General features: G+C 71.7%; 19 protein-coding genes and 2 pseudogenes. 14 read left to right on the top strand and 7 right to left on the bottom strand.

What is annotated here, in order from left to right:
* The 3 genes and pseudogenes from ACFWZ5_RS13550 to ACFWZ5_RS13540 all read right to left on the bottom strand — a co-directional run.
* Positions 1 to 520: pseudogene (locus tag ACFWZ5_RS13550) on the bottom strand (histidine kinase); the annotation flags it as partial.
* A 48-nt stretch (positions 521 to 568) separates the two neighbouring features.
* Positions 569 to 3136, bottom strand: a complete 2568-nt coding sequence (locus ACFWZ5_RS13545; RefSeq protein WP_384790342.1) for an ATP-binding protein — start codon at positions 3134 to 3136, stop codon at positions 569 to 571.
* 10 nt (positions 3137 to 3146) lie between these two features.
* Positions 3147 to 3236: a potassium-transporting ATPase subunit F gene (locus ACFWZ5_RS13540; protein WP_384790345.1), complete on the bottom strand. Its 90-nt coding sequence runs from the start codon at positions 3234 to 3236 to the stop codon at positions 3147 to 3149.
* A gap of 221 nt (positions 3237 to 3457) precedes the next feature.
* Between ACFWZ5_RS13540 and ACFWZ5_RS13535 the strand changes: the two genes are divergently transcribed.
* The gene (locus ACFWZ5_RS13535; RefSeq protein ID WP_384790348.1) at positions 3458 to 5026 is read left to right on the top strand and encodes a Na+/H+ antiporter; all 1569 of its coding nucleotides are present in this window, start codon (positions 3458 to 3460) and stop codon (positions 5024 to 5026) included.
* 61 nt (positions 5027 to 5087) lie between these two features.
* On the opposite strand, the gene ACFWZ5_RS13530 is transcribed toward ACFWZ5_RS13535, so the two are convergent.
* Positions 5088 to 5945, bottom strand: a complete 858-nt coding sequence (locus ACFWZ5_RS13530) for an NAD(P)-dependent oxidoreductase (RefSeq protein WP_384790351.1) — start codon at positions 5943 to 5945, stop codon at positions 5088 to 5090.
* Positions 5946 to 6099: 154 nt separating this feature from the next.
* Here ACFWZ5_RS13530 and ACFWZ5_RS13525 point away from each other — a divergent pair, with 154 nt between their 5' ends.
* The 7 genes and pseudogenes from ACFWZ5_RS13525 to ACFWZ5_RS13495 all read left to right on the top strand — a co-directional run bounded on the left by ACFWZ5_RS13525 (position 6100) and on the right by ACFWZ5_RS13495 (position 14717).
* Positions 6100 to 9735 carry a BTAD domain-containing putative transcriptional regulator gene (locus ACFWZ5_RS13525; RefSeq protein WP_384790354.1) on the top strand — a complete coding sequence of 1212 codons (3636 nt, stop codon included), beginning with the start codon at positions 6100 to 6102 and terminating at the stop codon, positions 9733 to 9735.
* A 508-nt stretch (positions 9736 to 10243) separates the two neighbouring features.
* Entirely contained in the window at positions 10244 to 10690 is a 447-nt protein-coding gene (locus ACFWZ5_RS13520; protein WP_384790357.1) for a subtilase-type protease inhibitor, read from the top strand.
* A 220-nt stretch (positions 10691 to 10910) separates the two neighbouring features.
* Positions 10911 to 11105 (top strand): annotated as a pseudogene (locus ACFWZ5_RS13515) (IS5/IS1182 family transposase); the annotation flags it as partial.
* 533 nt (positions 11106 to 11638) lie between these two features.
* Positions 11639 to 11971 carry a DUF6907 domain-containing protein gene (locus ACFWZ5_RS13510; RefSeq protein ID WP_384790360.1) on the top strand — a complete coding sequence of 111 codons (333 nt, stop codon included), beginning with the start codon at positions 11639 to 11641 and terminating at the stop codon, positions 11969 to 11971.
* A gap of 232 nt (positions 11972 to 12203) precedes the next feature.
* Positions 12204 to 12473 carry a hypothetical protein gene (locus ACFWZ5_RS13505; RefSeq protein ID WP_384790363.1) on the top strand — a complete coding sequence of 90 codons (270 nt, stop codon included), beginning with the start codon at positions 12204 to 12206 and terminating at the stop codon, positions 12471 to 12473.
* Entirely contained in the window at positions 12460 to 12654 is a 195-nt protein-coding gene (locus tag ACFWZ5_RS13500) for a hypothetical protein (protein ID WP_384790366.1), read from the top strand. The genes ACFWZ5_RS13505 and ACFWZ5_RS13500 overlap by 14 nt, the downstream gene beginning before the upstream one ends.
* Positions 12655 to 13451: 797 nt before the next feature.
* Positions 13452 to 14717, top strand: a complete 1266-nt coding sequence (locus ACFWZ5_RS13495; protein WP_384790369.1) for a hypothetical protein — start codon at positions 13452 to 13454, stop codon at positions 14715 to 14717.
* 57 nt (positions 14718 to 14774) lie between these two features.
* Here the strand turns inward: ACFWZ5_RS13495 and ACFWZ5_RS13490 are convergent, their stop codons facing one another.
* On the bottom strand, positions 14775 to 15233 hold the full coding sequence (locus ACFWZ5_RS13490) for a hypothetical protein (protein WP_384790372.1): 459 nt from the start codon (positions 15231 to 15233) through the stop codon (positions 14775 to 14777).
* Positions 15234 to 16301: 1068 nt separating this feature from the next.
* Between ACFWZ5_RS13490 and ACFWZ5_RS13485 the strand changes: the two genes are divergently transcribed.
* From ACFWZ5_RS13485 to ACFWZ5_RS13470, 4 genes are all read left to right on the top strand, one after another.
* Positions 16302 to 17072 carry a cupin domain-containing protein gene (locus ACFWZ5_RS13485; RefSeq protein ID WP_384790375.1) on the top strand — a complete coding sequence of 257 codons (771 nt, stop codon included), beginning with the start codon at positions 16302 to 16304 and terminating at the stop codon, positions 17070 to 17072.
* Between the two features lie 131 nt (positions 17073 to 17203).
* Positions 17204 to 17728, top strand: a complete 525-nt coding sequence (locus ACFWZ5_RS13480) for a GNAT family N-acetyltransferase (protein ID WP_384790379.1) — start codon at positions 17204 to 17206, stop codon at positions 17726 to 17728.
* Positions 17729 to 17848: 120 nt separating this feature from the next.
* Positions 17849 to 19252, top strand: coding sequence for a dihydrolipoyl dehydrogenase (gene lpdA, locus ACFWZ5_RS13475; protein ID WP_384790382.1), 1404 nt, complete (start codon positions 17849 to 17851; stop codon positions 19250 to 19252).
* 158 nt (positions 19253 to 19410) lie between these two features.
* Positions 19411 to 21561, top strand: a complete 2151-nt coding sequence (locus ACFWZ5_RS13470) for an MMPL family transporter (RefSeq protein WP_384790385.1) — start codon at positions 19411 to 19413, stop codon at positions 21559 to 21561.
* A 54-nt stretch (positions 21562 to 21615) separates the two neighbouring features.
* Here ACFWZ5_RS13470 and ACFWZ5_RS13465 read toward each other — a convergent pair whose 3' ends face one another.
* Together ACFWZ5_RS13465 and ACFWZ5_RS13460 are read right to left on the bottom strand one after the other, a co-directional pair.
* Positions 21616 to 22926, bottom strand: a complete 1311-nt coding sequence (locus ACFWZ5_RS13465) for an MFS transporter (RefSeq protein ID WP_384790388.1) — start codon at positions 22924 to 22926, stop codon at positions 21616 to 21618.
* A 41-nt stretch (positions 22927 to 22967) separates the two neighbouring features.
* A complete protein-coding gene (locus ACFWZ5_RS13460) occupies positions 22968 to 23780 on the bottom strand; it encodes an isocitrate lyase/phosphoenolpyruvate mutase family protein (RefSeq protein WP_384790391.1) in 813 nt (270 codons plus the stop codon).
* A 175-nt stretch (positions 23781 to 23955) separates the two neighbouring features.
* On the opposite strand from ACFWZ5_RS13460, the gene ACFWZ5_RS13455 reads away from it, so the two are divergent.
* Together ACFWZ5_RS13455 and ACFWZ5_RS13450 are read left to right on the top strand one after the other, a co-directional pair.
* The gene (locus tag ACFWZ5_RS13455; RefSeq protein WP_384790394.1) at positions 23956 to 24363 is read left to right on the top strand and encodes a sortase-dependent protein; all 408 of its coding nucleotides are present in this window, start codon (positions 23956 to 23958) and stop codon (positions 24361 to 24363) included.
* Positions 24364 to 24459: 96 nt separating this feature from the next.
* Entirely contained in the window at positions 24460 to 25122 is a 663-nt protein-coding gene (locus ACFWZ5_RS13450; protein ID WP_384790397.1) for a class F sortase, read from the top strand.
* Positions 25123 to 25162: the final 40 nt, after the last annotated feature.

Genomic DNA, 25162 nt, shown 5'->3' with positions numbered 1-25162 from the left:
GCGCCATCCGCCGGCGCAGCGCCTGCGGCGACATGTCGACCAGCTCGATCTGGTCCGCCCGGCGCACCACGTCGTCGGGCACCGTCTCGCGCTGACGCACGCCCGTGATGGATTCCACGACGTCGCCCAGCGACTCCAGGTGCTGGATGTTGACCGTGGAGACGACGTCGATGCCGGCGGCGAGGAGCTCCTCGATGTCCTGCCAGCGCTTGCCGTTGCGCGAGCCGGGCACGTTCGTGTGCGGCAGCTCGTCGACGAGCGCGACGGCGGGCGCGCGCTCCAGAACGGCGTCCACGTCCATCTCCGTGAACGTGGCGCCGCGGTACTCCAGCTCCTTGCGCGGCACTATCTCCAGGCCGTGCAGCATGACTTCCGTGCGCGGCCGGTCGTGGTGCTCGACGAACGCCACGACGCAGTCGGTGCCGCGCTCGATACGACGGTGTGCCTCGGACAGCATCGCGTACGTCTTGCCGACGCCCGGTGCCGCCCCCACATAGATCCGAAGCTTGCCGCGTGCCATGTATCTCGTCTCTGCGCTCGGGGGTGCTTGATACGCCCATCAATCAAATCAAAGGCGCTCAGAATGCCAGACGCGTGAGTCGGATGTGGCGTTCACTTCCTGTACGTCAGGTGTGTGTTCGGCTGATTCCGGTCGCTCGGCGAAGGGCAGCGACAGGACCATGGTGAGGCCGCCGCCCGGGGTGTCCTCCGGGGTGAGGGTGCCGTCCATGGCCTCGGCGAGGCCCCGGGAGAGCGCGAGGCCGAGGCCGAGGCCCGTGGTGTTGTCGGTGTCGCCGAGCCGTTGGAAGGGCTCGAAGACGCGGTCCCGGTCGGCTGCCGGCAGGCCGGGCCCCCGGTCGACGACGCGCAGTTCCACGCGGCCCGCCAGGGCGCTCGCGGTGACGAGGACCTTCGCGCCGGACGGGGTGTGGCGGGCGGCGTTGCCCACGAGATTGGCTATGACGCGTTCAAGCAGTGGCGGGTCGGCGAGGACCGCGGGGATCTCCTCCAGGCTGCCGGTCTCGACGGCGCAGGCGACCGGGAGCGTGTCGAGCGCGGGCGGCAGGACCTCCTCCAGGGTGGTGCCGCGCAGTTCCAGCTTGAGCGCCCCGGCCTGCAGGCGGCTCATGTCGAGGAGGTTGTCGACGAGGCGGTTGAGCTTGGTCATGGACTCGTCGGCGGTGGCGAGCAGCTCCTCCCGGTCCTGCTCGGAGAAGTCCAGGTCGCGGCTGCGCAGCGAGCCGATCGCGGCGAGGGCGGCGGCGAGCGGGGTGCGCAGGTCGTGGCCGACGGCCCGCAGGAGGGCGGTGCGCATGCGGTCGGCGGCCTTGACCGGCTCGACCTCGGCGGCGGCCTCGGCGAGCCGGGCGCGCTCCACGGCGGCGCCGACGTGCGCGGCGAACGCGGCGAGCACGCGGCGGTCGGCGGACGGCAGCGGGCGGCCGCGCAGGACGAGGTAGGCGTCGCCCGCGGGCACGGCGGTCACCAGGGCGTCGGTGGTATCGGGTGGCTCCTCGACGAGTTCGGCGGCGTCGACGCCGAAGGCCTCGCGGGCCCGTTCCAGGAGCGCCGGGATCGGCCGGCCGCCGCGCACGATGGTGCCCGCGAGGGACGACATCGTCTCGGCCTCGGCGGTGGCCCGCGCCGAGCGCCGTGACAGGCGCAGGGACCGGTCGACGACGGCGGCGACCGTGGCGGCGACCATCGCGAACACCACGAGCGCGATCATGCTGTTGGGATCGCCGAACGTGAAGTGCCCCACAGGTGGCATGAACCAGTAGTTGAGCAGCAGGGACGCGGTGACGGACGCGACCACCGCGGAGGCGACGCCGCCGATGCAGGACACTCCGACGACGGCGAGCAGGAACAGCAGCGCCGCACTGGTGATGTTCAGATGCTCCCTGGCGACGTCCAGGTCGAGGAAGAAGGTGAGCGCCAGCGGAAGCAGCAGCCCCGCGACGGGACCGCCGACGCGGCGCGGGCCCGACAGCGTACGCCTGCGGGACGGAAGGAGCGTGCCGGCTCCGGCGCGCTCGTGCGTGACCGTGTGGACATCGATGTCGCCGGACATCTCGACGACGGCCTCGCCGGTGCCGCGCCCGGTGAGGAACCGCTCGAAGCGGCCGCGGCGGCTGGAGCCGAGGACGAGCTGGGTGGCGTTCTCGGCGCGGGCGAACTCCACCAGCGCGCTCGCCGCGTCGTCGCCGACGACCGAGTGGTAGCTGCCGCCGAGATCCTCGACGAGCCGCCGCTGCCGGGTGAGGGAGGCGTGCGAGGTGCCGGCGGCGAGCCCGTCGCTGCGCGCGATGTGCACGGCGAGCAGCTCACCGCCGACGGACCGGTCCGCTATCCGGGCGGCGCGCCGGATCAGCGTGTCGCCCTCGGGGCCGCCGGTGAGGCCGACGACGACGCGCTCGCGGGTCTCCCACACCCCGCCGATGCCGTGCTCGGACCGGTAGGCCTGCAGTGCCTCGTCGACCCGGTCGGCCACCCACAGCAGGGCGAGCTGGCGCAGCGCCGTCAGGTTGCCGGTGCGGAAGTAGTTGGCCAGGGCCGCGTCGACCTTCTGGGGCGGGTGGATGTTGCCGTGCGCCATGCGGCGGCGCAGCGACTCCGGGGCGATGTCGACGAGTTCGATCTGGTGGGCGCGGCGCACGACGTCGTCGGGGACGGTCTCGGCCTGCGGCACCTTGGTGATCTTCTCGACGACGTCGTTGAGGGACTCCATGTGCTGGATGTTGATCGTCGTCACGACGTCGATGCCGGCGGTGAGCAGCCGGTCGATGTCCTGCCAGCGCTTGGGGTTGCGGCCGTCGCCCGGCACGTTGGTGTGGGCGAGGTCGTCGACGAGGGCGACTTCGGGGCGCCGGGCGAGCAGCGCGTCGAGGTCGAGCTCGGTGAACTCCGCGCCCCGGTAGGAGCAGCGGGTCCGCGCGAGCACCTCCACGCCCTCGGCCCGGGCCTGTTCGAAGGCGGCTTCCGTGTGCGGCCGCTCGTGGCACTCCACGAAGCCCACGACGACGTCCGCGCCGCGGGCGGCCCTGCGGCGGCCCTCGTCGAGCATGCGGCAGGTCTTGCCGACCCCCGGTGCCGCTCCGAGGTAGATCTTCAGCTGTCCGGGTCGTACGTCCGTCATCGCGCCGGTGTCAGAACCTCTCCGGGAAGAGCCGCGCGAGGACCAGGTACCCGACCAGGCTCAATGCGACGACGATGCCCACCACATTCTCCGCGCTCATGGCCCTCAACTCCTTGGCGTGCTTGGTGACTTCCCCAACCGAAGCTGTTTTCGAGAGGACCGGAAATGCCCTTTGACGCATCCTTGGCAGGTCTCACCTGGACGTTGACACTGCCTTGACGTGTTCCGTGCGGATAGGGTGAAGGTGGTGTGCCGGGAAGGCTGGTCGGCGTGAAAGGGCCCCCTTCTCCGTGGGCGGCCCGACTCGACCAAGGGGCGGGAATGCGCAGCGTAGGCACGGTCTTGGCACTCGTCGTGCTGGCGACGATGGTGGCGACCTTCGCCCGCCGATGGCGCATTCCCGCTCCGTCGCTCCTCGTCGTCGCGGGGCTTGCCCTCGCCCTGCTCCCGGGGGCTCCGCAGATCGAGATCAGCCCGGAGATCATCGGCCTGGTGGTGCTGCCGCCGCTGCTCTACGCGAGCGCCGAGGAGCTGTCCTGGCGGGAGCTGCGGGCCGTGTGGAAGCCGGTCGGGGTGCTCGCCGTGGGCCTGGTGCTGGCCTCGGCGGCGGCGGTCGGCGCGGTGGCGTCCTGGCTGACGCCGCTGCCGTGGCCGATGGCGCTCGTGCTCGGCGCGGTCCTCGCGAGCACCGACCCGGTGGCGGTGACCGCGCTCGGGCGGCGCCTCGCCCTGCCGCCCAAGGTGCAGGTCCTCGTGCAGGCCGAGAGCCTGTTCAACGACGCGACGTCGCTGGTGCTCTTCCGGGTCGCGGTGAGTGTCGCGGTGGCGTCGGCAGCCGCGGACTGGCGGTCGGCGAGCGGGCAGTTCGTGGTGCTCGCGGGCGGCGGCACGCTGATCGGCGCGGCCGTCGCGGGCGTGGTGACGCTGATCAGGCGGCGCACCGAGGACCCCGTCCTGGAGACGGTGATAGCGCTGGTCACTCCGTACGCGGCGTATGTCCTCGCGGAGGCCGCGCACACCTCGGGCATCACGTCCGTCGTGGTGGCGGGGGTGGTGCTCGGCGGCCGTGGCGACCGGCTCACCAACGCCCGCATCAGGCTCCAGCTGCACGCCGTGTACGGCACGGTGGTGTTCCTCCTGGAGTCCGTCGTGTTCAGCCTCATCGGGCTCGCGCTGCCCGCGCAGGTACGGGCGCTGAGCGCGGACGACCGGGCCTGGCCGCTGTACGCGCTCGCCATCGCGGGCACACTCGTCGCGGTGCGGCTGCTGTGGCTCGCGCCGCTGTCGGCGCTCGTGCAGCGCAAGGGCGGCATCGGCAGGACGAACTGGCGGGTGCCGGTGGTCCTCACCTGGGCGGGTACGCGCGGTGTGGTGCCGCTGGCGGCGGCGCTCTCCATCCCCGTGACGGCGGACGACGGCGGCGCTCTCGCGGAGCGGCCGCTGGTCCTGGTCCTGACGACGTCGGTCGTGGTCGTCACGCTCGTCGTGCAGGGCTTCACGCTGGCCCCGGTGGTACGCCGCTCCGGCATCGCCCTCGAACCCGACCACACCGAGCGCGAGGAGGCCACCGCGCGCTGCCGGCTCGCCGACGCGGGGCTGCGCCGCCTCGACGAGATGTCCGAGGTCGAGGCCGTCCCCGAGGTGGTGACCGAACGGCTGCGGCGCGGCCTCCAGGCCCGCCGCGAGCACGCCAGGGAGCGCCTCGACGAGAACGGCGGCGGCGCCGTCGAGTCGGCCGACCTCGTCTACCGCCAGCTGCGCCGCGACCTGATCGCGGTGGAGGCGGCCGAGCTTCAGCACCTGTACGACGAGCACCGCATCAGCGACACGACGCGGCGGCGCCTCCAGCGGTCCCTGGACCTGGAGGAGGCGCGGCTCGCGGACGTGTGAGCGGGGCGGGCGGGCCCCGGGACCCGCCCGCCGGGGCGCGGCCGGTTCCGCGCGGTCGGCGTCAGCGGAGGGACTCGATGGCCCGGGCCAGGCTCGCGGCGCCGTGGCCCTGCTCGATCTGCCGGTCGAACAGGGCCTGGAGCGGCGCGAGCAGGTCCACGCCGACGCCCTGGGCCTTCGTCGCGGCCAGGATGTTGGCGAGGCCCACGGCGTTGATGTCGAGGTTGGACGTCTGGGTGCGGTAGTCACCGGCGTCGATCTCGGCGGCGAAGCCGGGCAGCGCGCCGAGCGCCTCCTTCAGCCAGCGCACGAGCAGTTCGGTCACCTTCACGGCGTCGATCCCGGCGGAGCCGCCGACGGCCACCGTCTGGAAGAAGCCCGCGAACATGCCGTACATGCCGCTGAGCAGCGCCACGTCGTACACCGGCGCGAGCTCCGCCGCGCCGCCGACGAAGACCGCCGTGCCCAGCGGCTCCAGGACCGCCCGGTAGCGGCCGAAGGCGTCGGCGTCGCCGCTGTAGAGCACGAATGCCTCCGGTGTGCCGATGGTCTGCGGGATCGCGTACACCGCGCCGTCCACGTACGCGGCGCCCTGCTCCGTGACCCACGCGCCGAGCTCGCGGGCGGCCTCCGGTATCCCGGAGGTGACGTTGACGACGACGCGGCCCGCGAGGGCGGTGCCGACGGGCGTGAGCAGGTCGCGGACGGTCGTGTAGTCGAGTACGCAGACGACGACCAGGTCGCTCGCCTCGACGGCGGCGGTCGGGGTCGCCGCCAAGGTGGCGCCGCGCGCGACGAGTTCGTCCGCCTTGTCCTGCGAGCGGTTCCACACGGTGACCCGGTGGCCCTGGTCGAGGAAGGCGCGGGCGAGGACCTGGCCGAGGTTGCCGAGGCCGATGACGGTGACGGACGTGGTCATGGGGTGTGCCTCCACTGCTGCGCGGCCGCCGTGCCGGTGGCCTGGTGGTCACCACCGTGCGGGCGGGCGCTGCCGGTCGGCTGCCGGTTCGCTGCCGGTGCCCTGTCGGTCCGCGCCGACAGGGCCCTTGACCAGGCGGGTTATCGTCGTCGGCATGCGATTCGGAGTGCTCGGTCCGCTGGCGGTGTGGACGACGGACGGCACGCCCGTCGCCGTTCCCGGAGCCAAGGTCCGCGCGCTCCTTGCCCGGCTCCTGGTGCACCCGGGCCGTCCGGTGTCCGCCGAGCGGCTCATCGACGGCCTGTGGGGCGCGGCGCTGCCCGTCCATCCGGCCAACGCCCTCCAGGGCAAGGCCTCCCAGCTGCGCCGCGCGCTCGAAGAGGGCGAGCCGGGCGGGCGCGGCCTGGTGGCGTCGGGGCCCGCGGGTTACGCGCTGCGGGTCGCGCCGGACGCGGTCGACGCCGGGCGGTTCGTGCGGCTGCTCGCCGAGGCGCGCGGGGCCGACGGGCCGCGCGAGCGGGTACGGCTCCTGGGCGCGGCGCTCGACCTGTGGCGCGGTGAGGCGTACGCGGACTTCCCGGGCGAGCCGTTCGCGCGCGGCGCGGTCGACCGGCTCGGCGAGGAGCGGCTCACGGCGTGGGAGGAGTGGGCCGAGGCCCGCCTGGACGCGGGCGACCACGGCCCCCTCGTGGCGGACCTGGCCGGCCTCGTCGGGCGCCATCCGCTCCGGGAACGGCTGCGGGCCGCGCAGTTGCGGGCGCTGTACCGCTCCGGTAGGCAGACGGACGCGCTCGCCGCGTACGAGGACCTGCGCCGCCGCCTGGCCGATGACCTCGGCCTCGCTCCGGGGCCCGACCTGACCGCGCTGCACGGCGCGATCCTCCGCCAGGACCCGACGCTCACGGCGCCCCAGCAGCCCGCGCCCGCGCCGACGCCCGGCGCACCCGCACCCGCACCCGCACCCGCACCCGCACCCGCACCCGCCACAGCAAATCCCGCACCACTCGAACCAGGACCCCAACTCACCGCCCCGCACGCCGCAACCCCCCACCAAAACCCGACCCCCACGCCGCCGACGCGCCCCACACCCGCACCGACCCCCGGCACCCCCACACCCACCCAACTCCCACCCACCACCCCAAACCCCACCCCCCTCACACCAACACCCGAACCCACCACCCCACACGCCACAACCCCCCACCAAAACCCGACCCCCACGACGCCCGAGCGCCCCGCGCCCGGCGCACCCTCACCCCTGCCGCCCACCATGGCGTACCCCGCGCCCGCCCCCACCCGCACCAACCTCCCCGCCCCCGTCTCCGGCCTCGTCGGCCGGGACGAGGACGTGCCGGACGTGCGGCAACTCCTCGCGGACGGGCGGCTCGTGACGCTCACCGGGCCCGGCGGCGTGGGCAAGACACGGCTCGCCGTGGCGGCCGCGGGCGGGCTCGGCGACGCGTACCCGGACGGGGTGTGGCTCGTCGAGCTCGCGGGGGTCGACGCGGGCCACGGGCGGCGGCCGGACGCCGTGGCGGAGGCCGTGGCGCGGGTGCTCGGGCTGCACCAGGAGCCGGACCCGGGCGCCCCGGCGGACGCCGTCGGGCGGCTCACGCACGCCCTGCGCGGGCGGCGGCTGCTGCTCGTCCTCGACAACTGCGAGCACGTGGTGGACGCGGCGGCCGAGGCGACCGCCGCGCTGCTGCGCGACGTACCGGGCCTGTCCGTCCTCGCGACCAGCCAGGAACCGCTCGACGTGAGCGGCGAACGCGTGCGCGCCGTGCCGCCGTTGGCGCTGTCCGGCGCCATGGAGCTGTTCACGCGGCGGGCCGGGCTCGCGCCCGGGGCCGAGCTCGGCGCGGACGACGCGGAGGCCGTCGCCGAGCTGTGTACGCGCCTCGACGGCATCCCGCTCGCGCTCGAACTGGCGGCGGCACGGGTCCGCACCCTTGGCGTACACGGGCTGCTCGCCCGGATCGACGACCGGTTCGCGCTGCTCGCCCGGGGCCTGCGCGGGGCCCCGGCGCGGCAGCGCACGCTGCGTGCCGTCATCGACTGGAGCTGGTCGCTGCTCAGCGTCCCCGAGCGCACGGTCCTGCGCAGGCTCGCCGTGCACGAGGGCTGCGCGCTCGACGCCGCCGAGGCCGTGAGCGCGGGCGGTGCCGTGCGCGGCCCGGACGTGCTCGACGTCCTGTCGCGCCTCGTGGACCGCTCCCTCGTGGTGGCGTCCGACCGGCCGGAGGGGCCGCGGTACTGCGTCCTCGAGTCCGTCAGGGCGTACGGGGTGGAACAGCTGCACGAGGCGGGCGAGTTCGCCGAGCTCCGCGAGCGGCACAGCGCCCACTACGCCGAACTCGCCGTGCGCGCGCGAGCGTTGCTGCGCGGCCCGGCGCAGCACAGATGGCTGGAACGGCTCGACGAGGAAAGCGCCAATCTCCGGCGGGCGCTTGACACCGCGGTCGAGCAGGGCGCGGCGCACCGGGCACTGCGGATGGTGAACGCGCTGTCCTGGTACTGGATCCTGCGGGGCCGCGTCACGGAGGCGGCCAGGTCCCTCGACGCCGCCCTCGCCCTGACCCCCGAGACGCCCTCCGACCGGCACCCCGAGACGGCTGCCGCACGAGCTCTGGCACGCGCCTGGCGGGTCGGCGTCGCACTGCGCGAGGGCGATCCGGCGGACGCGTACGCGGACGCGGACGCGTGCCCCGGCACGGGCAGCGGGACCGGGGACGGCGCAGGTGACCGCTCTGTGCACGGCGTGCACGGCGTGCACGCCGTGCTCGCCGCGTACGACGGTGTCGACGATCCGGCCGGGCGGGCCACCGCCCTGTGGATTCTTGGGTCCGCTCAGCTCGGCGCGGGGGCGGTGCGCGCCGGGGAGCGGCTGGTGGACGAGGCCCTGGAGGCCTTCGGCGAGCTCGGCGACGCGTGGGGCACGGCCGCGGCCCTGAGCGTGCGGGCCCGGCACGCCATGGCGCACGGCGACCTCGGCGCGGTGCGGCGCGACAGCGAGCGCAGCGCCCGGCTCTTCCATGAACTGGGCGACGGCTGGGGGCAGTTGCAGACGGTTTTCCCGCTCGCCGCGCTCAGCGAGATCGCGGGTGACTACGCCGAGGCCGCCCGGCTGCACGGTGAAGGACTGGCCATCGCGGAGCGCCTCGGACTGTGGACCGAGGCCTCCAAGCGGCTTTCGGGACTCGGCCGGATCGCGCTGCTCACCGGCGACACGGGCCTGGCCCGCGCCCGGCACGAGCGGGCGCTGCGGCTCGCGCGGGACCACAGCTTCCGCTCCGGCGAGGTCGACGCGCTGATCGGGCTCGGGCTCGGGGCGCGCCGGGAGGGCGATCTGGTCGGCGCCGAGCGGCACATGCGCGAGCTGCTCGGGTGGTTCCGCGCGGCCGACTACGGCCCCGGCGTGACGCTGGCACTCGCCGAGCTGGGCTTCGCGGCGGAGCTGCGCGGGGACACGGCGACGGCCCGGGCGCTGCACGACGAGGGGTTCGCGGTCGCGCGCGGCCTCGGCGACCCGCGGGCGCTCGCGCTCGCCCTGGAGGGCCTCGCGGGAGCGGAGGCCGCGGCGGGCGCGGGCGCCACGGCGGCGACGCTGCTCGGCGCGGCGACCGCGGCCCGCGCGTCCGTGGCCGCCCCCCTGCCGCCCGCCGAGCGCCTGGACGTCGACCGGGCGGCGGCCGCAGCGCGGGCGCGGCTCGGCGAGGAGCCGTACACAACCGCGTTCGAGGAGGGCCGGCGCCTCACCCCCGAGGAGGCCCACGCCCGCGTCACCAGGACCTGACCACCGCCCCAGCACCCGCCCGCGCCACCAGGCACCCCAACCGCCACCGCACTCGCCCGTGCCGCGCACCACCGCGCCGCACCGCAGGTCAGGCACCACCCGCGCTCGATGAACGGCTCGCGAATATCCGTTCGGACCCCGTCCGGTCAAGCGATGGTTTCCGGTCGAAGGCCGCGCAACGAAAAACGACCAACCGCTCATTTTCCCAGGTCAAGTGGTCGTTCCGAGTTATACCACCGGCCCGCACCACAGGCCTGGACCACTCCTCGGCACTCGCCCCGGCCGCCCTGAGCTGCCCGAACGGCCATTCGGACCTCGCTCAGCGGACGCAGGCATCCGGAAATCGACCATCCGGTTGCCGCTCACTCAGCGCACTTGCCAGACTCCCCACCGCAATCACAAATCACGGCACGCAATCTCCTGGTAACTCCCAGCAGCAATTGCCTGCAACACTTCCTCGCGTGCCACCGACCCTGGAACCACCAACCCGCTTCTAAGGAGCGTCAAAGTGCGTCACCTCCTCAAGACCGTGAGCGCCACCGCCGTGGCCGCCGGTGCCCTGACCGCCTCGGTGGTCACCATGGGCACGGCACAGGCGGAGGCCCCGAAGCCGACGGGCCTGTACGCGCCGTCGGCCCTCGTGCTCACCGTCGGCCAGGGCGAAGACGCCGCCACGGCCACGGTGCAGCGCGCGGTCACCCTGACCTGTGCGCCCAAGGCCTCGGGCACCCACCCGGTTCCGCAGGCCGCCTGTGCCGAACTCGACGCGGTGGAGGCCAAGTTCGACACGCTCGTCGACAAGGAACCGAAGGGGCACTGTACGAAGGAGTGGAACCCGGTCGTCGTCTCGGTGGCCGGCGTCTGGCAGGGCAAGCACGTCGCGTGGACGACGACGTTCGGCAACGCATGCGTGAAGAACGCGTCCCTCACCGACGGAGCCCTGCTGAACTTCTGACGGTTCCCCATCCCCCATAGACCCTCGACAACCTTTCGTGGGGGGAGGAAGTCGAGGCCCGCGGCCCCCGATGTCCCGAGCGTCGGGGGCCGCACACCATCCACCTGCGGCGCCCCTCGGGGGGGCGCCGCTCAGGCACGCCATCGACGCAGCGCCTCAGCCCCTAAATCGCTCCTAACCGATCACGTGCCTGCATGCCGATGAGACGGCCCCCGCGCCACGCATCGCCCGCCGCAGGCTTGAAGCCTCCGAGCGGCTTGGCCGGCACCACTGGGTCATCGAGCGCACGATGTCCTGACTGAACGGATACCGCCGTCTGCACCGCCACTACGACCGCAAGGCCGAGCACTTCCGCGCCTTCGCCGGGCTCGCCGCGTTCCTCATCTGCTATTGCCGCACGCCAACAGTGAACTGACGGGCGATCAAGGTCAGCGCCACCTCAGCGGAATGCTGCACAACTGCTGCTGCAGGCCCCAACCGGCCGGTCGGGACTTGGGCTCGAACCACACAGATCCAGCATCGAGCCAGCGGTCACGAAGGCGGCGAACCTGAGCCACGGTGCCGTCTGCCACGCCGGACTCATTGCCGCAGCACCCGCAGATGACGAACAAGGCCAAGCCGTGCCCGTCGAACCGCACCTCACCGATGTCCAGCCCACAGATCCGACACGCGGTCTCAAGCCCACTCTCCATAGGTGAAGCCTACGGACACCACCAATCAAGACATCGCCTCAGCAGCACGCAACGCATGGTCGGCGACCATCAGCGACAGGTCTAGGCAGCCTGTTCGGCCGCAGTGGAGCGCAGCAGCCCGGATCAGGTCAGCGGTGCACCGCAGCGCCTCACGGCGGGCCCGAGGCTCGCTGCCGGCCCGCGCGCTGCGCGCCGCGGGCTCGGCGTCGACGACGAGGGCGGGCAGGGCTTCTTCAGCATCAGTGCATCGTGAAGCGTGCTCGACGCGGTCGCGGAGGACAACTCGTCGGATCGGCAGGTGGCGATCGAGGACGTCTGGCATGAGGGCCAGTATCTGGATCTCGAACCGCCTCATCGTGACAGTACGGAACTCCTCGCTTATTTCCGGCTGGCCGTGGACCCGTTCAGCGACGAGGAGGAGCGCCGCCGTTCGTTCGTACTTGGCGAGGGCGGGAAGAACGCGGCTGGCCGTTCCATGAGCGCCGACGATGTCGAGGCGTTGTGCGCGCAGGCGGAGGCAGCGATCGCGGAGCTGCACGGTCTGGCGCGGCGGGCGCACGAGGCCGATGAGGCGGCCCCCGCAATCTGACTGCGGGCACAGGCGCCCCCATCATGTGATGGGGGCGCCTGTGCCGATCTCATCCCTGTGGATCTTCGGGTTGGGGGGAGGATGGCTTTTGCCGGGTCGGCGTGTCTCGCGCGTGTTGAACATTTTGGGGAGGTAGACGGTGAGCGTGTGTTCTGTCGAGCCGGGTGGCGACGAGCCGCCGTTCGCGATGCCTCCCGTGTCGGAGGGCCCATTGCGGGCTGCGGTACAGCGCTTGGATCCGGTGGCCTCTGTTGATTTTGAGCGTGAGTTCCATGCGGCATGGGAGCAGGCTCTGCAGTCGGACAGCACGGTGCCGATGCATCTGTTCCTGCACAAGTGGGCGGTGCATGTTGCGCTGCACCGGTATCCGGCGCGGTCGGAGCGGTTGCGGGAGCTGGAGCGGGCGGTCGGTATCGCGGAGTCCCGGGAGGAGATCCGGGCTGCTGGCGCAGAGATAAGGGATCTGCTGGATGCGGCGGCGGGAGCTGGTGGCCGAGGTTGAGCAACTCGCGCAACGGCTGGCTGATGCCGCCGCCGTGAAGTACCTCGGCGAGCCTGCAGTCGAAGAGTCCGGGGTGTCAGGGTTACTGACCATCTCGGAAGGCCGCTGGCTGGTGTGGTATCAGGAGCATTGGCGTCGACGGGTGGTTTACGTCGTGCGTCTCGCGCACTGGCCGGTTTAGCTGTCACACTGTGGCCCGTAGCCATCTTTCCCTTTCGAACTGGTGCAGCTCCGGCAGCCCCTTCTTCCCCGCAGTCCTCATACGGCGGCAGCGGGCTGTTCGAAGAACAGATTCTCGTGACGGGGCCTATTGCGAGTTAGAAGATCGATCTCCGCAGTCGCCCCGTTGAGTGCCGCCACCTCCAGACGAGGCTTCTTGGCTTAGGCACCACTCTTCGAGTGCGTCAAGCTCGAACACAAACACCTTGGCAGACGGCAGGCCCTCGGTTCCATCGAGATCTACAAGGCTGCATGCACCAAGGATGAGAGAACCGGCATCCGCGAAAACCACTAGAAGTGCACAGGCAATGGAGCCGCCGTCATTTCAAGCCGGTCTAGACATGCCCCGGGCCTACCCATCGCCTGCGGGGTGAGGGCATCACACTCCCCCTCAACTGTCACACGCACCCCGGTAGTTGCACCACACCCAGACGGCCGGTTTGCTGCAGCGGCTGGCTGGCTCCCCAGCGACTGCCGGCCGGAGTGTCGTCGCCCTCCCGCCGTACCCCGGCGGCCCTCTCTTCGCCATTGTCGATCGTGATTGCGTCAGACGTGTCGTGCTGTTGTTCGAGTAGCGAACTTCTCTGCTACATGTGGTGCGGCCATGCCACATGGGGTGGTTGTGGCGTCTTGCCCTGAGGGGGGTTTGTGCGAAGAACTGGTACGCGCAGATCACGTCTGCGTGCCTCTGCGGTGGTGTTGCCTGCGTTGCTGGCTCCACTGTTGGCGCCGGTAGGGAGTGCTGGCGCCGAGGAGCGGGTGCAGGAGGTCATCACGACGGTCGGGCCGGTGGGCGGCGAGGAACCGGACCTGGGGGAGTTACGGAAACCGGGAGTGATGGAGCAACTTCGGGCCTCGCAGCGGGCACAGTCCGCTGAGGGGCTGTTGCCGCGGGAGACGGTCGGGCCGGCACGCGACAGTGGCCTTCGGGCGGCGACGGATTCGGCTACGCCGTCCTTGCCCAAGAGGCCGGTGTCAGCTACAGCGATCCAACTGCCGGAGCCTCCTCACACGATGACCCGGAAGCAGTGCAAGGACGGCCTTGGGAACAAAGTGTTCTACGTCCGGTCGCGGTTCGCGGTGTGCTCAGGCAAGAAGTTCAACCAGGTGTGGCTGCGGTCCGGGCGGCCGATCGGCTGGAGTTCGTTCAAGGTGTTGACAGTCGGCACCATCCCGAAGAACAGCCGCACGATGACCGTGACGTACCATCTCACCGACTTCCGGTCGTCGGGCACGCATAACGCCACCGGCATGGGCATCCACATCAAGGCGAAGATTGCTAAGAGTTGGCCGGCGCGTGCGCAGTACAAGTACGGCGGTGCGAGGATGCCGGTGAGGAAGAGCTGGGGTATGAGCAGCTTCAAGCACACCGTGTGGACTGCTCCTGACCAGGTCTCTGTCAACGACGGTGTATTTGGCGCCTATGAGGCGAAGGTCAGCATGTCAGCCCCGCCCGGATGGGCACTCGAAGTTCCGAACGGCGGCTCCCTTTTCATGCTGCCGCCTCGCTGGGACAAGGCCGCCTACCTGCCGAACAGGGCCAACGGAGCAGCGGTGTTCAGTGTCTCTACGGCGCTGGAGTACAGCACGAGCGCCAGTGCTCCGGAGAAGGATGTGGCGAAGCACATCAAGCTGGCGTTCACGAACCCGGGCCGCACACATCCGCCCTACAGCGGGAAGAGGCTGCCGGGCCGGAGTGCCGACGAGCCGCTGACGCGACTGTACAAAGACGGGACTCGACGCAAGGAGAACTACAACAAGTCGCGCTACAACTGCAAGAAGTGGTTCGGCGATGACTACGCCGAGGGCGGGAAGAAGGAGTGCGACGAGTTTCCATTCCAAACCACCTATGAGGGCGCAGCCGCATCAAAGTACGATCACCGGGTGCATCCGAAGAATTTCAGCGTGAAGGCCCTGCCGAAGAAGTCAAATGGAGCGGCCGGCATTCTGCTCGCGCAGTATTACGACAAGAACCGTTTGATCGACGGTCCGGATGACGGCTTCCTGGTCAAGATTACGTCCTGAAGGAACCGGCAGGCCGGGGGCGGGCTCTGAAGCCTGATTCGTCCCCGGTCCGCGACATCACTTCTGGGGCCAGAACTGGAGCACATACTGCTCGACGCCTTCAACCGCCTCGTCTCGCGACTGGACTTCAACGTCGGTCCGGCCGCGGCACACGGCGCGCACGGTCCAGGTGCCTGCCTCATCGGACAGGTGGATGGGATCCGGCATCGGACCACCGGCGAGGCCGCGGGCTTGGAGTTTCCCTGACGAGCAAGCGATCTCGGTGAGGGCGGATTCCTCCCAGTCGCCGGGCGGCGCGGCCGGTTCCTGGCCCCAGACTTCGATCGTCACGCTCGCGGTGTGCGTGTGTCCGGCGCTGGTGAAGGAGAGCCGCCCGGGGTGAGCGGTCAGAAAGGGGCCTTGCTCCCAGTCCTCGGGGAAGGGGATGGGTACCTGACTGTCGTCCCAGTCCTCCAGGGCGAGCCCATAGAAGTCGACTTCGACGGGTACTTCTTCGCGGCTGATCAGCTCGGCCATTCCCTCTGCCTCCAGGCGGTCACCCTCGACAACAGGAACACGGTAGAACACTTGGTTCCTGGCGGGTTCGGTATCAGCCGCTGTTGGCTTGCCCGTTGTCTTCGTTGCCTGCGAGCGTCGGGGCGGTTCCGGGGATGCGGCAGGCTTGGCGGATGGCGGTGGTTTCCTGGGCTCTCTCGGGTTTGGTACTGCCGACCACACACACGGCAACATCCCGCGTCCGATGCATGCGGGGCGTTGCCGTGTCTGGGTGTTGATGGTGCGGCGGCCTGGCGCAACACTCGCCGTTGAGGCGGGGGGCTGTTCGTCCGCCGTACCCGCTGTGGCCGATGCTCGCACCGCACAGCGCCCCCACGGCCTCATGAGTGTGGGGGTGTTCGTGCGTGCGCCGGGTTTCGCGCCCTTGCGACGGGACTATGTGCGGTCGACCGTTGTGGGTGGGCGGGGTGGCGTGTCTTGGGCAGGGGGCTTTCGTGGAGGGTCGTTTTCAGAGCGCGTCAGGCCAGTTGATGCTGGTTGTCGCGGCCGTGCTGCAGCGGCGGGTGGCGGGCAAGCTGGCCCGTAAGCGGTGGTTGGCGCGTCGGAATGCGGCGGTGCGTGGCGCGCACCGGCGGGGTGTGCCGGTGGACGTCCTCGCGGCGCGGCTGCGCTGTTCGCCCGGGTGGGTGCGGCAGGTCCTGAACGGGAAGACCGAGCCGGAGGTTGAGGAGGCCGCGTAGCCGTATGCCGAAGCGCTCCTGTCCTCATGACCGTGGAAGGCGCTATCGCATGCGGAGCACGGCGCCTCAGGTGCTGTCAACAACTTCTTCGAGGTGGGGCTGCTCGTCGCTGTCAGCCTGTGGCGGGATCTTCTTGTCGGCTACCTGATCCCGGCGACGAGGGCCCACGGCCAGTTCCAAAGGATCACTTGGCGATCAGTCAGGATCACATCGTCAATGCTCCGCCGCTGGTAGGCAGCGTATGCAGAGTCTGACCGTTCCACCTGATGGCCTCCTATGTCACCGATTCCCCTCCGGTTCTCCTCCGCCCCCTTTGATTCCTGTGGTTTCCCTGGTTCCCTTGGAAGGTATGCCGCCGACCGACGGATTCCGGGCCAGCGCCGCGTACGAGGGACTTCCCGGCGGGATCGGGGTGTCGCGCCTGCGGGTGTACGACTGGCCCGCCGCCGACGGGCTGCGCGGTGGGACGCCGCACCTCCATCTGACGTGCACGGAGGGCTACGCGGTGGTGAGCGGTCGGGGCGCCGTGCAGACCCTCACGGGATCCGGGTTCCGGCACACCCCGCTCGCGCCCGGCGCCCTCGTGTGGTTCACCCCCGGCACCGTCCACCGCCTCGTCAACGAGGGCGACCTGACCCTGCACGTCCTGATGCAGAACAGCGGCCTGCCCGAGGCGGGCGACGCGGTGCTCACGCTGCCGCCGCCGCTCCTCGCGGACGCGGACGCCTACCGGGCCGCGGTGGCGCTGCCCGCCCGAGGGAGCGAGGCGGACCAGGAGCGCGCCGCGCGCCGGCGCCGCGACCTCGCCGTCGAGGGGTTCATGGCGCTGCGCGCCGCCGCCGACGCCGGGGACCCCGGGCCGCTCGCCGCCTTCCACCGGGCCGCCGCCGCGCTCGTCCGACCGCTGGCCGACCAGTGGCGCGAACGCTGGCGGGCAGGCGCCGCCGCGGCGGCAGCGGCCACCGGCGCACAGCTCGACCTCCTGGCGGACGGCGACGCCACCCATCTCGCGCGGGCCCGGGTACGGGCCGAACAGCCGGTGGCGCGCGGGCGGTTCGGGATGTGCGGGCGCCTCGACGTGTACGACACGGGCGCGCTCTCAGACACGGGCGGGCTCTGAGACACGTGTGCGCTCTCAGACACGGGCGCGCTCTCAGACACGTGCCCGCCGCGGCGCGGGCCCTGCCCCGTCCGCCGCGCCCCCTCCCCCGTACGCTGCGAGCCGCCGTCCCCGTACGCAAGGAGCACCCCATGAGGCTCGTCGCCGAACCGCTGACCAGTGAGCGGCTCTCGCTCGAACCTCTGCGCGTCACGCACGCCGAGGAGATGGCCGTCGTCCTGTCCGACCCGGCGCTGTACGCGTACATCGGTGGCGCCCCCGACGACGTGGACGCGCTGCGCGCCCGCTACGCGCGGCAGGTCGCCGGGGCGCCGGACCCCGCCGTGTCCTGGTGCAACTGGGTCGTCAGGGTCACTGCCGACGGGCGCCTCGCAGGGACCGTGCAGGCGACCGTGCGCCCCGGGGACGCCGCCGGTGGCCTGGTCGCCGAGGTCGCCTGGATGGTGGGCGCGGCCTGGCAGGGCCGCGGGTACGCGACGGAGGCGGCGGGCGCCCTGGTCGGCTGGCTGCGCGGTCACCCGGAGGTGACGTCCGTCGTCGCGCACATCCACCCGGAGCACGCCGCGTCCGCCGCCGTGGCCCGCGCCGCCGGGCTCGCCCCCACGGACGAGTGGCACGACGGAGAGGTCAGATGGCGGCTCGCCCCGGGGCGTTGAGACCCCGGGCGGGCGCCGCCCCCGGCAGGGACGGGGCCGAATTCCACGTCGAGGCGTGGATGACGGATGATCGTGGCATCCGTACCACGCAGGTTTGTGCAACTCAGGGAGGACCACCCCATGGATGAGCGCTTCGACGTCGTCGTGCTCGGAGCAGGACCCGGTGGCTATGTGGCCGCCATCCGCGCCGCCCAGCTCGGCAAGCGGGTCGCGGTCGTGGAGGAGAAGTACTGGGGCGGTGTCTGCCTCAACGTCGGCTGCATCCCGACGAAGGCGCTGCTGCGCAACGCCGAACTGGCGCACTTGTTCACGCACGAGGCGAAGACCTACGGCATCAAGGTCGACGGCGAGGTCTCCTTCGACTACGGCGAGGCGTTCCGGCGCAGCCGCACGGTCGCGGAGGGCCGCGTCAAGGGCGTCCACTTCCTGATGAAGAAGAACAAGATCACGGAGTTCGACGGCCGGGGCACCTTCCTCGACGCCAACACCCTTCAGGTGGCGAAGTCGGACGGCACGACCACCACGATCGGCTTCGACAACTGCATCATCGCCACGGGCGCGACCCCGAAGCTGCTGCCCGGCACGCGCCGCAGCGACCGCGTGGTGACGTACGAGGAGCAGATCCTCGCCGACGAGCTGCCGCAGTCGGTCGTGATCGCGGGCGCGGGCGCGATCGGCATCGAGTTCGCGTACGTCCTGCACAACTACGGCGTGAAGGTCACCATCGTCGAGTTCCTGGACCGGATCGCGCCCCTGGAGGACGCGGACGTCTCCAAGGAGCTGGCCAAGCAGTACCGCAAGCTCGGCATCGACGTGCTGACCTCGACCCGGGTCGAGACGATCGACGAGTCGGGCCCGCAGGTCCGCGTCACCGTCACGGGCAAGGACGGCAAGAGCCAGGTCCTGGAGGCCGACAAGGTCCTGCAGGCCATCGGCTTCGCGCCGAACGTCACGGGCTACGGCCTGGAGGCGACCGGCGTGGCCGTCACCGAGCGCGGCGCCATCGACGTCGACGGCCGCTGCCGCACGTCCGTGCCGCACATCTACGCCATCGGCGACGTCACCGCCAAGCTGATGCTCGCGCACACCGCCGAGTCCATGGGCGTCGTGGCGGCCGAGACCATCGCGGACGCCGAGACGATGGAGCTCGACTACCCGATGATCCCGCGCGCCACCTACTCGCAGCCGCAGATCGCGAGCTTCGGCTGGACCGAGGCGCAGGCCAAGGAGAAGGGCTTCGACGTCAAGGTCGCCAAGTTCCCGTTCCAGGCGAACGGCAAGGCGCACGGCCTCGGCGACACCGTCGGCTTCGTGAAGATCATCAGCGACGCGAAGTACGGCGAGATCATCGGCGCCCACCTGATCGGTCCTGACGTCACCGAGCTGCTTCCGGAGCTCACGCTCGCCCAGCAGTGGGACCTCACCGTGCATGAGGTGGCGCGCAACGTGCACGCCCACCCGACCCTGGGCGAGGCCGTCAAGGAGGCCGTGCACGGCCTGGCCGGACACATGATCAACTTCTAGTCCGGTTCCGGTCCGCGCAGGTCACGCCGCTCCTGCGCACCCGTCTCCGCCCGCCCCCGCCGCTCCCCGGGCCCCCGCCCCGAGTGGCGGGGGCGCATGGCCTCGCCGATGCTGGGCAGGATGCGATGTGCCTCGGGGGCGAGGAGAGGCAGTAGTACATGTTCTCTGCACTGGGCCGATTCGTGGTCCGCCGCCCCTGGTGGATCATCCTTGCCTGGGTGGTCGTGGCCGGTGCCGTCATCTCGCTGGCACCGAAGCTGACCTCCAGCACCGACGAAGCGAGCTTCCTGCCCGAGCACTACGAATCCATCCGCGCGTCGGACCTGCAGGAGCGGGAGTTCCCGCAGCAGGAGAACATCGGCGCGATCGTCGTCTTCCAGCGCTCCGACGGCGGCCGACTGACCCCCGCCGACTCCGCCGAGGTCACCCGCGTCTCGAAGGACCTCCAGGCGAAGAAGATCAAGGAGGTCCAGGCCGTCACGCCCGGCGAGGTGTCGCCCAACAAGCGCGTGCAGACATCCGTCGTGGCGATGCCGAAGATCACCAACCCCGAGGACACCAAGCAGCAGGACGCCGTCGAACAGCTCCGCAAGGACCTCAAGGCCGAGCTCAAGGGCACCGACCTCAGCGCGGGCATCACCGGCTCGGCGGCGCAGGCCCTCGACGAGAGCGACGCGTCCGAGCGCGCGGGCCTGCTCGTCGGCGTCGGCACGATCGTCATCATCGTCGTGCTGCTGCTCGTGATCTTCCGCAGCCCCATCATCGCGCTGCTCCCCGTGGTCCTCATCGGTCTGATCTCGCCGATGGCGACGGGCCTGATCGCCTCGGCGAACAAGGCCTTCGACATGAAGGCGGACTCCTCCATCCAGGAGCTGCTCACCGTCGTCCTGTTCGGCGTCGGCACGGACTACATCCTGTTCCTGCTGTTCCGCTACCGGGAGGCGCTGCGCGCCGGCGAGGACCCCAAGGGCGGCATGGTGCACGCCGTGGAGCGGGTCGGCGAGGCCATCACGTCGGCGGCCGGTGCCGTCATCGTCGCGTTCGCCGCGCTCACGCTGTCCTCGCTCGGCATGCTGCGCTCGATGGGGCCCGCGCTCGCGATCGCCGTGTTCCTGACGCTGCTCGCGGGCCTCACGCTGGTCCCCGCGGTGGTGTCGCTGCTCGGTACGAAGGTCTTCTGGCCGTCGAAGTCCTGGCAGCGGGAGCCGCACGGCACGGGCTTCGCCAAGCTCGGTACGTCGATCGCCCGCAAGCCCGCCGTGTGGGCGGTCGTCTCGGCGCTGTTCATGGGCGCCCTGGCGCTCGGCGCCCTCGGCTACAAGGCGAACTTCGACCTCGCGGGGTCCTCGCTGCCCAAGGACAAGGAGTCCGTCGTCTGGCAGGACAACCTGGAGAAGGGCTTCCCGGCGGGCACCACCGACCCGACGTTCGTGTATCTGACGTCGACCGGTGACGGGGCGCTGCCCGACGATCAGCCGGCCGCGTTCCGCAAGCAGTTGGAGTCCGTCGAGGGCGTCGGCTCGGTGGCCGCCCCGCGGATCAGCAAGGACGGCACGACCGCCGCGTACTCCGTGGTGCTCTCCGATCCGCCCGCCTCCGAGAAGGCCCTGGACACCGTCAAGGACCAGCTGCGGACCACCGCCCACCAGGACGCTCCGGCCGGCACCGAGGCGCTCGTCGGCGGCACGACGGCCGTGTACGTCGACATCAACAAGGCCGTGGACCGCGACTACTCGGTCGTCTTCCCGGTGGCCGCGATCGCCATCATGGTCATCCTCGGCCTGCTGCTCCGCAGTCTCGTGGCGCCGTGGTACCTGATGCTGTCGGTCGCGCTCGGCTTCGGCGCGACGCTCGGCGCGACGTCGATCATCTTCCAGCGGATCGGCAGCCAGCCGGGCCTGATGTTCATGCTGCCGGTGATCATGTACTTGTTCGTGGTCGCCCTCGGCACGGACTACAACATCCTCATGGTGTCGCGCCTGCGCGAGGAGGCCCGCGAGGGCCGCGATCCGCACGACGCGGCGGGCACGGCGGTGCGGCACTCGGGGCCGACGATCGGCTCGGCGGGCGTGATCCTCGCGGGCACGTTCGCGACCCTGATGCTCGCGGGCAACTCGACGCTGTCCCAGATGGGTTTCTCGCTGTCCTTCGGCATCGTGATCGCGGCGTTCGTCATGGCGATGCTGTTCACTCCGGCGTTGACGGCGTTGATCGGCCATGCCGCGTGGTGGCCCGGCCATGGGGATCAGGCCCCTCCGTCCGCCGAGGGGGAACCCGGTGTCAGGCACCGCGAAGAGTCCCGCCGTTGACCTACGGCGCCGTCGATCGGCCTTCGGCCTCGTCCTCGAACTCCCCCACAGCTCTTAAGGAGCAGGGGGTACCCCCTCGACGGCCATGTCGCGGCCCGCCCGGGAGCGGCCCACTCCCGTCCGTGTCGCCGTCACCGCGATGGCGACCAGGCCTCCGCCCGCCGCCAGGCACACCGCGGGGACGCCCCAGGTGCCCGCCGCCGCGGTGACGGCCGCCGCGCCCACGGGGCCGAGCGCGTTGTGGATCGTCCAGAACGACGACGTGACGCGGCCCAGGAGGTGGCTTGGCGTCACTTCCTGGCGCAGTGACATGGAGTTCATGCCCGCCATGGCTGTGCAGAAGAGCACGACGGCGGCCAGCGCGCCCACCACCGGCACGCTGCCCGTGAGCCCCAGCGCGGCCACGGCTATGCCCGCGACGACGTGCACGCCGACCCAGATCACCCCGAAGCCGAGGCGTTTGCGCGTCCGGTCGACCACGGCCGCGGCGGCGAGCGTGCCGAGCATCCCGGCCGCGAGGACATAGCCGACGGTGCTGTCGCCGTGGCCCAGTTCGTCCTTCACGCGGAAGATGATGACGTCGGTCATGCCGTAGGTGAGGAAGATGACCAGGGCGAGGAGAGCCGTGAGCGGCCGCAGCACCGGGTGCCGCCACAGGAACCGCGCACCGGTGACGAACTCCCGCCGCACCCCGGCCCGTTCGGCCCCCGCGTCCGCGTCCGCGCCGGGCGGCGGTGCGGCGCGGAACCGCACGAAGAGGATGCCGACCGCCGACACCGCGAACGTCGCGGCGTCCATCCCGATGGCGGCCGCAGGTCCGAACGCGGCCGCGACGAGGCCCGCGAGCATCGGCCCACCCGCGCCCGCGACCGCGTACGTCCCGAACAGATGGCTGTTGGCCTGGAGTATCCGGCCGTGCGGCACGATGGCGGGCACGACCGTCACGAACGTGACCTGGAACAGCATCGAGAAGACCCCGGCGAGCGGCACCACCGTGTAGACCAGCCAGATCGGCGTCGCGAAGAGCCACACCACCGGCACCAGGGCGAACAGGACGCAGCGCGCGACGTCGGCGAGCACGAGCAGGCGGCGCCGGTCGACGCGGTCGGCGACGACTCCGGCGAACAGGCCCGTGACGATCGTGGCGACGCCGGTCAGACCGGTGACGAGGCCCATCTGCGCGACCGACCCCGTCCGGTGCAGGACGAGCAGCGGGATCGCCACGTGCGAGAAGGAGTCGCCGAGCGCGGACAGGCCCTGCAGCGCGAGGAACAGACGGTAGTTGGGGTCGGCCCACAGGCTCGGCGACGCCGCGTCGGGGTCCGCCGTCCTCCCCGTACGACGCGACGTGTCCCGCCCTGCCATCCCTCCCCCTCCCCGCCTCGCCCCTCCCGCCCCGGCCCGCACTACCGTCCAGGCTCGCACACCTGCCCCTCGTACACCGTCGCGAGATCTTGCGCGTCGGCGTACGACAGGACGTCCCTGGGGCCCGCGGCTCCGCGGGCGAACTCCTGGGCCACGTCGACGGCTTGCTGCACGGCCGCGCGGAACAGCAGCGACCCGGTGCTCACGCGCCGCACGCCGAGGTCGGCGAGGCGCGCGGGGGACAGCGTGCCCGGCGCGTACAGGATGTTCAGCGGTACGTCGAGCGCGGCGACCAGACCGCCGATCACGGCCTCGTCCTGGACCCCCGGCACGAACACCCCGTCCGCGCCCGCCTGTTGGTACGCGGCCGTGCGGCGCTCGGCCTCGGGTGCTCCCCCGGCGTCCAGCCAGTACGCGTCCGTGCGGGCGTTCACGAACAGCTCGGGCGCGGCCTCCTTCACCGCCCGGATCAGCTCGCTCTGCGCGCCGACGGCCGTGAGCGTGCCGTCAGGGCGTCCGTCCTCGATGTTCACGCCGACGACACCCGCCGCGGTCAGCTCCCGGGCGAGCGCGGCGACGTCCTCGGGGCGCTCGCTGAAGCCGCCCTCGATGTCGACGGTGATCAGCGCGGGCAGCCGCGCGATGCCGCGGGCGAGCCGCACCGTCTCCTCGCGGGCGGCCCCGGTGGCGTCCGCCTTGCCCGCGGCCGCGGCGACGCCGAGGCTCGTCGTGCCGATCGCCGCGAATCCGGCGCGGGCGAGCGCGGCGGCGGACGCGTGGTCCCAGGCGTTGGGCAGGAGCAGCGGGGCACCGGCGCGGTGCAGGGCGCGGAAGGCTTCGTGACGATCGGTCATGACGGGCACTGTGCCAGAGGGGTCTGACAGTGGGGTGCGGCGGTGACGCTGATCGGACGCCAACAGGAACCTGACAGTTTCCTCATAACTTCGCGCCAGCCTGTGCCTCGTGCCCGGCGAGGGGTCCCTGCCTCGCCGGGCCTTGCCCCGTACGACCTGGAATGGAGCCCACACCATGTCCCACCGCCGCCACCGTCCCCACCGCCGTCAGCTGCGGGCCGCGGCCGTCGTCACCGCCGTGACCGCGGGCGTGCTCGCCGCCCCGGCCGGCATGGCCTTCGCGACCGAGGCGCCCAAGCCGAAGCCGTCGGTCTCCAAGGCCCCGTCGACCCCGTCGGCCCCGTCGGCCCCGTCGGCGCCGTCGAAGGAGGACATCGCCAAGAAGCGCGCCGCCGTGGAGAAGGCCAAGGAGGCCCGCAAGGAGCAGGCCGCCCCGCGCGGCGGCGTCGCCGCGGGCGAGCGTCCCACGACCGGCGACGACAACACCGGCACCCTCATCGGCACGGCCGCGGGCATCGCCCTGGTCGCGGGCGCGAGCACGGTGGTCCTGCGCCGCCGCGCCGCCGGGCGCGTCCAGGGCTGACCACACCCCCCGGTCACACCTGACGCCCCTGTCCCGCCCGACCACACCGTGGTGGTGCCGTCCACGCCAGGGCGGCACCACCGCGTACGGAGCCCCATGTCTTCGACGACGTCCCCGACACCCCACCGGCACCGGCCGACGCGGCACCGGCGCGCGTCCGCGCTCGCCGCGCTCGCCCTCGTCTGCGCGGCCGCGAGCGGCTGCTCGTCCGGCGGTGGCACCGACGCGCCCCGCTCCTCGTCGACGTACTCGGTGGACGCCTCGGGCGGCGACGAGCCCGCCGCGCGCAGCGGCACCGTCACCCGGGTCGGGGCCGCCGACCCGGTGCGCGTGTCCATCCCGTCCATCGGCGTGAGCGCCCCGCTGATGCGCCTCGGCCTCAACGCCGACCGCACGGTCGAGGTCCCGCCCCCGCACAAGGGCATGACGGCGGGCTGGTACACCGGCGGCGCCGTGCCCGGCGAGCGGGGCGCGGCCGTCCTCATCGGCCACAACGACACGCGCTACGGCAAGGCCGTCTTCCACGACCTGAAGGACGTGCGGGCGGGCGCCCGCATCACCGTCCGCGACGCGCACGGCCGGACGGTGCGCTTCACCGTCACCCGCACCGAGACGGTCCGCAAGAAGGCCTTCCCGACCGACAGGGTCTACGGAGCGACCTCGTCCCGCGCCCTGCGCCTGATCACCTGCGACGGCGCGTACGACGCGCAGGGGCATCCGGTGGACAACCTCATCGTGTACGCGACCGCGAACCCATGACCGTCGGCCCGCCGGACGAGCGGGTTAGGCTACTTCGGCA

This window comes from Streptomyces sp. NPDC059003, from assembly GCF_042740445.1.
Taxonomy (GTDB): Bacteria; Actinomycetota; Actinomycetes; order Streptomycetales; family Streptomycetaceae; genus Streptomyces.
Note: the sequence above shows the minus strand (reverse complement) of the source record. Positions and strands in the feature narration are given on the sequence as shown.

Bases quoted from the DNA above. Each gene is read 5' to 3' on its own strand.
- ACFWZ5_RS13545 (WP_384790342.1), bottom strand. From the start codon at position 3,136: ATGACGGACGTACGACCCGGACAGCTGAAGATCTACCTCGGAGCGGCA.
- ACFWZ5_RS13540 (WP_384790345.1), bottom strand. From the start codon at position 3,236: ATGAGCGCGGAGAATGTGGTGGGCATCGTCGTCGCATTGAGCCTGGTC.
- ACFWZ5_RS13535 (WP_384790348.1), top strand. From the start codon at position 3,458: ATGCGCAGCGTAGGCACGGTCTTGGCACTCGTCGTGCTGGCGACGATG.
- ACFWZ5_RS13530 (WP_384790351.1), bottom strand. From the start codon at position 5,945: ATGACCACGTCCGTCACCGTCATCGGCCTCGGCAACCTCGGCCAGGTC.
- ACFWZ5_RS13525 (WP_384790354.1), top strand. From the start codon at position 6,100: ATGCGATTCGGAGTGCTCGGTCCGCTGGCGGTGTGGACGACGGACGGC.
- ACFWZ5_RS13490 (WP_384790372.1), bottom strand. From the start codon at position 15,233: ATGGCCGAGCTGATCAGCCGCGAAGAAGTACCCGTCGAAGTCGACTTC.
- ACFWZ5_RS13485 (WP_384790375.1), top strand. From the start codon at position 16,302: ATGCCGCCGACCGACGGATTCCGGGCCAGCGCCGCGTACGAGGGACTT.
- ACFWZ5_RS13480 (WP_384790379.1), top strand. From the start codon at position 17,204: ATGAGGCTCGTCGCCGAACCGCTGACCAGTGAGCGGCTCTCGCTCGAA.
- lpdA (WP_384790382.1), top strand. From the start codon at position 17,849: ATGGATGAGCGCTTCGACGTCGTCGTGCTCGGAGCAGGACCCGGTGGC.
- ACFWZ5_RS13470 (WP_384790385.1), top strand. From the start codon at position 19,411: ATGTTCTCTGCACTGGGCCGATTCGTGGTCCGCCGCCCCTGGTGGATC.
- ACFWZ5_RS13465 (WP_384790388.1), bottom strand. From the start codon at position 22,926: ATGGCAGGGCGGGACACGTCGCGTCGTACGGGGAGGACGGCGGACCCC.
- ACFWZ5_RS13460 (WP_384790391.1), bottom strand. From the start codon at position 23,780: ATGACCGATCGTCACGAAGCCTTCCGCGCCCTGCACCGCGCCGGTGCC.
- ACFWZ5_RS13455 (WP_384790394.1), top strand. From the start codon at position 23,956: ATGTCCCACCGCCGCCACCGTCCCCACCGCCGTCAGCTGCGGGCCGCG.
- ACFWZ5_RS13450 (WP_384790397.1), top strand. From the start codon at position 24,460: ATGTCTTCGACGACGTCCCCGACACCCCACCGGCACCGGCCGACGCGG.